This is a genomic window from Streptomyces sp. NPDC006476 (assembly GCF_040612015.1).
Taxonomy (GTDB): Bacteria; Actinomycetota; Actinomycetes; order Streptomycetales; family Streptomycetaceae; genus Streptomyces; species Streptomyces griseorubiginosus_B.
This window is the reverse complement of sequence record NZ_JBEXPK010000179.1, coordinates 1-6,011: the sequence shown is the minus strand read 5'-3', so window position 1 is coordinate 6,011 and position 6,011 is coordinate 1. Positions and strand designations below refer to the sequence as shown.

Annotated in this window: 7 protein-coding genes and 2 pseudogenes; 3 read left to right on the top strand and 6 right to left on the bottom strand. The window is 65.5% G+C overall.

Annotated elements, in window-relative coordinates; all coding sequences use genetic code 11:
• Window positions 1-177 precede the first annotated feature (177 nt).
• The gene (locus tag ABZZ74_RS52205; protein WP_356951162.1) at window positions 178-474 is read left to right on the top strand and encodes a nucleoside triphosphate pyrophosphohydrolase; all 297 of its coding nucleotides are present in this window, start codon (window positions 178-180) and stop codon (window positions 472-474) included.
• 280 nt (window positions 475-754) lie between these two features.
• On the opposite strand, the gene ABZZ74_RS52200 is transcribed toward ABZZ74_RS52205, so the two are convergent.
• From ABZZ74_RS52200 to ABZZ74_RS52180, 5 genes and pseudogenes are all read right to left on the bottom strand, one after another.
• Window positions 755-1,210 carry a hypothetical protein gene (locus tag ABZZ74_RS52200; protein WP_356951161.1) on the bottom strand — a complete coding sequence of 152 codons (456 nt, stop codon included), beginning with the start codon at window positions 1,208-1,210 and terminating at the stop codon, window positions 755-757.
• A gap of 311 nt (window positions 1,211-1,521) precedes the next feature.
• On the bottom strand, window positions 1,522-1,668 hold the full coding sequence (locus ABZZ74_RS52195; RefSeq protein WP_356951163.1) for a transposase: 147 nt from the start codon (window positions 1,666-1,668) through the stop codon (window positions 1,522-1,524).
• Window positions 1,669-1,715: 47 nt separating this feature from the next.
• Window positions 1,716-1,925, bottom strand: a pseudogene (locus ABZZ74_RS52190) (transposase); the annotation flags it as partial.
• Window positions 1,926-1,939: 14 nt separating this feature from the next.
• Window positions 1,940-2,617 (bottom strand): polysaccharide lyase family 7 protein, encoded by a 678-nt coding sequence (locus ABZZ74_RS52185; RefSeq protein ID WP_356951160.1) that lies wholly within the window; start codon window positions 2,615-2,617, stop codon window positions 1,940-1,942.
• 379 nt (window positions 2,618-2,996) lie between these two features.
• A pseudogene (locus ABZZ74_RS52180) lies at window positions 2,997-3,257 on the bottom strand (transposase); the annotation flags it as partial.
• Here ABZZ74_RS52180 and ABZZ74_RS52175 point away from each other — a divergent pair.
• On the top strand, window positions 3,258-3,587 hold the full coding sequence (locus ABZZ74_RS52175; RefSeq protein WP_356951159.1) for a hypothetical protein: 330 nt from the start codon (window positions 3,258-3,260) through the stop codon (window positions 3,585-3,587).
• A gap of 203 nt (window positions 3,588-3,790) precedes the next feature.
• On the opposite strand, the gene ABZZ74_RS52170 is transcribed toward ABZZ74_RS52175, so the two are convergent.
• Complete coding sequence (locus tag ABZZ74_RS52170) at window positions 3,791-4,192, bottom strand: hypothetical protein (RefSeq protein ID WP_356951158.1); 402 nt, start codon at window positions 4,190-4,192, stop codon at window positions 3,791-3,793.
• Window positions 4,193-4,954: 762 nt separating this feature from the next.
• On the opposite strand from ABZZ74_RS52170, the gene ABZZ74_RS52165 reads away from it, so the two are divergent.
• The gene (locus ABZZ74_RS52165) at window positions 4,955-5,956 is read left to right on the top strand and encodes a transposase (RefSeq protein WP_356951157.1); all 1,002 of its coding nucleotides are present in this window, start codon (window positions 4,955-4,957) and stop codon (window positions 5,954-5,956) included.
• Window positions 5,957-6,011: the final 55 nt, after the last annotated feature.

Genomic DNA, 6,011 nt, shown 5'->3' with positions numbered 1-6,011 from the left:
GACAAGTCCCATCGTTGCAGGTCAGCAGCACTCTCCACTTTTTTGATCAAGACTCGGACGGCCCCACTCGCGAAAGCGCGAGGTTAGATTTACACTCCCGCGGCGTTCGGCGACCGCCTTCCAGGAGACAGGTGCGGGAGAGCACGGGGGGAGCCCTACAGCAGTCACGGCAAGTTGGTGCGGGACCGGATTCCGCAGATCATCCGGGAGGAGGGGGCCGAGCCGGTCACCTACACCGCGGGCCGGGAAGAATACCGCGGCCGGCTGCGGGACAAGCTCGGCGAGGAGGTTGCCGAGCTTCTTGAGGCGGATGAGGACTCGGCGCCGGAGGAACTCGCGGACGTGCTGGAGGTCGTGCGCGCGCTCGCCGCGGACCTGGGGGGTGACGCGGATCAGCTGGAGAAGATCCGTGCGGCTAAGGCGGGTGAGCGGGGCGGCTTCGCCGACCAGATCGTCTGGACGGGCAACCGCTGACCGCAGGTCGTCCTCAGTGGACAGTCGGTACGCGACTTCGTGCACAACTGCGTACGCAACTGGGGATGTTGGTTGGTACGCGGCTTTGTGCATGCGGGCGGCTGGGGACGTTGGGCGGTGCGCGATTTATGTCCGGGGCTTGGTCAGGACGGGGTATTTCGAGCACGTCGAGGGACGAGACGTTCGGGACCCCAGGGACCGCGTGGGCCGACCTCACCGGCACGCCGACCCCTGCCGCGCCCACCGCGAGCCGACGCCACGAGGGCGTCAGCAAGCGGGCTCAGGGGGTGGGGAAAAGCATCTCGGGGACGTAGGCAGGGCCCCAGTAGTACACGCCGTGGTAGTCGCCGTCGACGACTATCTGACCTGAGTGCACGCCCCCCTCGTGAGGCTCCTCGTCACACGTCACCGTGGCGCCGGCCAGGCCGTCTACAGGAGCCCGGCCGAACACGGGGAGGGTGGCCACGGCCCCGCAGACCTCGTCCTCCTCGTCGGCGTTCATGACGTCGACCTGACGATGCCGACAGGGACAACCCGGAAGTTGGACATCGACACCCTTCGGTAGCGCACGTGGCTCAGGCGGAGCTTTTGATGACAACGTTATCCACTCGTGCGGGTCAACGTCGGCGATGACGTAATCGTGGTCAACGCACGCCACGCACTCGACGAAGGTCCCCGGCGGCAGGGCGTCAAGCTCAACACGAGTCCGGATCTCAGGGAAAGGGTCAGGTATCATTTCGGCCCCTTCTTCTTCCAGTTGTGCGGGTGCCGCGAGATCTCGACGGAGAGACCCGTAGCCTGCGACAGGTCGTAGGCGGGGCTTTGCGGGTCTCTTCCCTGGCGCCATTGCCTCAGCAGTGCGCCGCATACGTCACACCCGCGTACGGGGGGCGGTTCCTTGGATGCCGGCTCAGAGAGGTGAACAGGGGCTCCGGGCGTCGTCTCTACCTTTGATCTTGGCCAGTGCTCCGGCCTTCGGGCCGGATGGTGAAGGCGATCTCACAATGGGTGTGACCCGCGCTGAAGCGCGGACCAGTACTGTTTGCCTCAGCCCGCGGGGCGTTTTTGCCGCTCGATGGACTGCTGTACGACGGTCAGGGGCGCGCCGCCGCAGCTTCCGGCGAAGTAGGAGCCGGACCAGAAGTGCCCGCCCCACAGGTACCGGCGTACGTGGCTGTCGTAGTCCTTGCGCAGCAGGCGGGCGGGGACGCCCGTGAGGGAGTTGACCAGCTTGGAGAGCTGGCCTGTACCGGCATCCCGCGGGCCTTGCCACAGCCGGCCTTCGTGATCCGGCCGTGGTGGGCGGGTGTCCCACCGGACTGGCGCACCCGCGGGTTCAAGCCAAGGTAGGACACGAGCTTGTCCGCGCTGCCGAGGCGGTGGACGACGGCTACGTGGGCGCGGCCGGGGCGGTCCCTGTACGCCGAGAGTCCGCGGGTGGGGCCAGCCATGGTCTTCGGCGCGGCTATTTCTCCCAGAAGGTGATGTTCTTGAAGTGCGCTTCGGCCTCGGGCCCCGTGGTGTTGTAGACGCCGTTCTTGAAGTACCAGATCTTGCTTGTCGGCGCCGAGTAGTGCGTGGTCAGGACCAACTTGCTGTCGATCCACAAGCGGACGGTGCCGGTAGCCGGGTCGAAGTCGGCGTTCATGTGGAACCACTTGCCCCACATGCCGGTCGCGATCGGTGTGTTGTTCACGCTATTGTAGAGGTTGCCGTTGCCGTGGACGTTGACGTAGATGGCCTCGCCGCCGGTGGAGCCCTTGACCTGCATGATGCAGGCGCCTTCGGTGCTCGAGTCGATTTTCACGTCGGCGGACCACTGGTGCTCGGTGCCGGACCAGGTGGCGTGCCACCGCATCTCGGTGCGCGGTCCGGTGTCGGAGTCCTTCTTGAAAGGCTTGTCCCCCTTGAGGATCCGGGCGTTGTACGTGGGGCCGCTCGTCATGGAGAAACGGTCGGACTGCGGCAAATCGTAAGGGCGCTGGACGCTGTACGCGTCGGAGTACTCGGTCAGTCCGCTCGTCGGGCCGGCCGCGGCGGCGCTGGTCTGCTGGGCGGTGGCTGTTCCCGTACCGGCGGCCCAGGAAATCAGGGCCGTCGTGGCGAGCAGCGGGACGGCGGTGCGGATATGGCCTGCGCGCATCGCTTCTCCTCGTTGTGTGTGGGGAGGGAACTAGGAACGGGGAAGGGTCAATCATCCGATGTATCGTCCCCGAGTGATTGTGGATGAGGGACGGCGGACGGCGGCGAGTGCTCAGCGATGTCAGCCGACATGACTACGCAGCCGGTCCGTCGGCCCTCATTCCTTGCCCGACTACGACCGAATGGAATGCAACGCACCCGGCCGGATCCCGCACCCAGACGTCGGGAGACCTGAGCGGATTCATGATTGCGCAGTGTTCCTTAAGCGAACCTCAAGCAGACGGTAAGGCGAGCTTTCGTGAACGCGCCTATGTGGCCCGCCAGTTGCTGTCGACGACCGCGTAATTCGGCTCTGTCGGAGATCTTGTGACGCTGAGTGATCAACGACTGTGCAGTACGCGTCTGCGGAGCAGATCGAGGTTGGCTCGGCCGAACCCCATCCGCTTGAGGAGCTTGACGCGGGTGACCTGTCCCTCGACCTGACCGGAACTCCACGGGCTGCTCAGTGCGGCGGTGACGGCGTCGAGGTCGCGTCGCAGGCCGTTGACCAGGGAGTGCAGCGCGGGAAGGTCGTCCTGCGTGACACGGTCCATCCAGGCGGGCAGTTGAGCGCCGCGCAGGTCGCGCATCATGTCGGCGAAGTGGAGATCTGCCACCTCGACAAAGGCCAGGTCACCTGCTGGAACTCCTGGCACCGCTGGAGTGTGATCGCCCTGGTCGCCTACGCCTTCCTGGCCGTCACCGCCGCTCTCGAACGCACCGCACAGACCGACCGGAACGACCCCGCCGAGGCCGACCTCGTCCCCCTCAGCAGCCACGAACTTCTCCGCCTGCTACGGGCCTTGATCCTTCCTCCGCCCCGAAGAGACCGCGACTACCTGCTGTGGTGGTCCACCTGGCGCCGCCGCCACCAACACCGCGCCCGCCTCTGCCACCGCCGACGGCACGCATACGCCGACACCACACCATGATCAGACAGCACGCCAGCAGCTATCTACAGCTGCCGTAACCCTGAAGATCCTCGGAGCCGACAACATAGCCAAGACCACCCGGGCGATCCGCGCGAGCCCCAACGAGCACTCCCCATCCTGGGCATCACCAACGATCCGGACACCTATGGAACTTGATCAAGCCCCTGCGTCGGAGCCCCGCCTGGAATCCCCGTGCGGTCAACTCACCTCACGTCAAGGACGACGTCGAGGCTGTCGTTGTCGGGCACCGTCACAGTGTCCTGCGTGTCACGGCTGGGAACGCTGAAACTGCAGTCCAAGAGTTTCGCAAACACCGTCACTGTATCCCCGGGACTCGCCTTGATCCCGAGGTCCACCGGATCCGCCGAGCCGGGATTGGGATTGTTGACGCACTGGGGCGATTTGCCCTGCACGACCACGTCGAATGACTTGTGCTCCGTGTTGGCCAACACCTTGATCTCCTTGTCCACCCCGGCCGCGTTCGCCTGCGAGATACCGAACAACGCCAGCCCGGCTGCGGCGGCAGTACCACCGATAGCGATAGCGACGCGCCCCTTAGACCGCCGCCGTGATCGCTGCTTGCCAGAACCCAGTCGATTAGCCATGATTCACTCCACAGTCAGTAGTGAAACCACCGGTTTTCGGCGGCCATCTGAAACGCTTCCAGCGGGCCCCGAGGCGTTCCCTTTGACAACCCTCGGGACGCGGACATGTTCTGATCTCCCATCAGCTCTTCTCCGAAGTTCGTGCGCCGACGGTACGGCGGCCGTACATGACCACCACAGCCACGGCACGGAAGCTGAAGGCGGCGCAGCCAGGTGGCGGCCATGAACGAGGAATCAGCGTCCTTGCTTACCCGCGGCATGAACACCGCTGCCGTCGAAGGTCACGTATGTTGCTGGCTGCGATTTCTTCGGGAGTAAGCCTCGATGTGTTCCTGGATGCCGCGACGCCGAGTCCGGCGACGCCTGTCACCACGAGACCCGCGATGATCTTCTCGATACGTTAGGTCGGGAAGTGAGCATCTTCGCCGTCAGCACCCTTCGTTGAGAACCGTGCAAGCGCCGGAAACACCAGGCACTATCGAAGGCGTGCGACCGCTGACGATAGAGGCATCTGACCCGGACCAACCTCACAGGCCCCCTCAGCAGCGTTGCAACCACAAGACTGATTTACAGCAACCGCAGTTACTGATCACCGCCGAGGGAGCCGCCGAAATATAATCTCTCGATCTTGATGGGAGGGTGTGAGGTCGTGTCCGGCGACCACGGCGTCATGACTGCGGAGACACAATCCGCGTAGCCTTCGGCTATCTACAGCTGCCGTAGCAGAACTATCTGATCACCACCGGCAGCAGCGGAGCGGAGGTGGTCAAGCGGCGGGAGGCGGACAAAGACGGTCTCCCGCCCGGCAGTTTGCGCCTGACCTCGCCCTACGATCTCGATGCCCGCTACGGCGGCAAGGAAGATCTGCGCTGGACCGGGTACAAACTGCACATCAGTGAGGTCTGCCAGCCGCCCCGGCCCGAGGACGAGGCTCCACGACAGGGCCGTCGGGCGCGTCCACCCGTCCCGAACGTGATCACCCATGTCGCGACCACTGACGCGACCGTGCCCGACGTGAAACTCGTTGAACCCGTCCATCAGGCCCTCGCCGGCCGGGGCCTGCTGCCCGGCGAGCACTACCTGGACTCCGGCTACGCGAGCATCGAACTCATCATCGGGGCCCAGGACACCTACGGCATCAGCCTGGTCGCCCCACTGCTGACCGGCACCTCGCGCCAGTACCGGGAGAATCTCGGCTACCAGCGCGAAGCCTTCGCCATCGACTGGGACGCCCGCCGGGCCACCTGCCCCCAGGGCGCCACCAGCCGGTTCTGGAGCCCGGCCAAGCAGAAGGGCCGCGACGTGATCGTGGTCCGCTTCGACCAGGCCGACTGCAGCCCCTGCCCGGTCAGAGCCGCATGTACCAACGCCACCCGCTGGGGCCGCCAACTCACCCTGCGGCCACGGCCGCTGCAAGAACTCATCCACGCCAACCACACCGCCCAGCAAGACGAGACATGGCAGGCGAAGTACGCCCTGCGGGCCGGCGTCGAGGGCACCATCCGCCAGGCCATGGCAGTCACCGGCAACCGCCGGGCCCGCTACCGCGGCCTCGGAAGGACCCACCTCGAGCACGTCTACTCCGCCGTCGCCCTCAACCTGATCCGCCTCGACGCCTGGTGGAACGGCCAGCCCCTCGACCACACCCGCACCAGCCACCTCGCCCGACTCGACCTCACGCCGCGTGACCTCACATTTGGCCAGCAGGATCCTCGATGTCGTGAAAGTCAATGTCGATCGGGATTCCGAGAAGCTGCGGGGTGAGGCACAGATCGCTTGCCTTGATCCCGGTCTCCTCGCCCACCTCGCGCACCGCCGC

What these genes read in the sequence shown, in the direction of transcription:
- ABZZ74_RS52170 (WP_356951158.1), bottom strand. Translation starts at nt 4,192, where the DNA reads ATGGCTAATCGACTGGGTTCTGGCAAGCAGCGATCACGGCGGCGGTCT.
- ABZZ74_RS52185 (WP_356951160.1), bottom strand. Translation starts at nt 2,617, where the DNA reads ATGCGCGCAGGCCATATCCGCACCGCCGTCCCGCTGCTCGCCACGACG.
- ABZZ74_RS52200 (WP_356951161.1), bottom strand. Translation starts at nt 1,210, where the DNA reads ATGATACCTGACCCTTTCCCTGAGATCCGGACTCGTGTTGAGCTTGAC.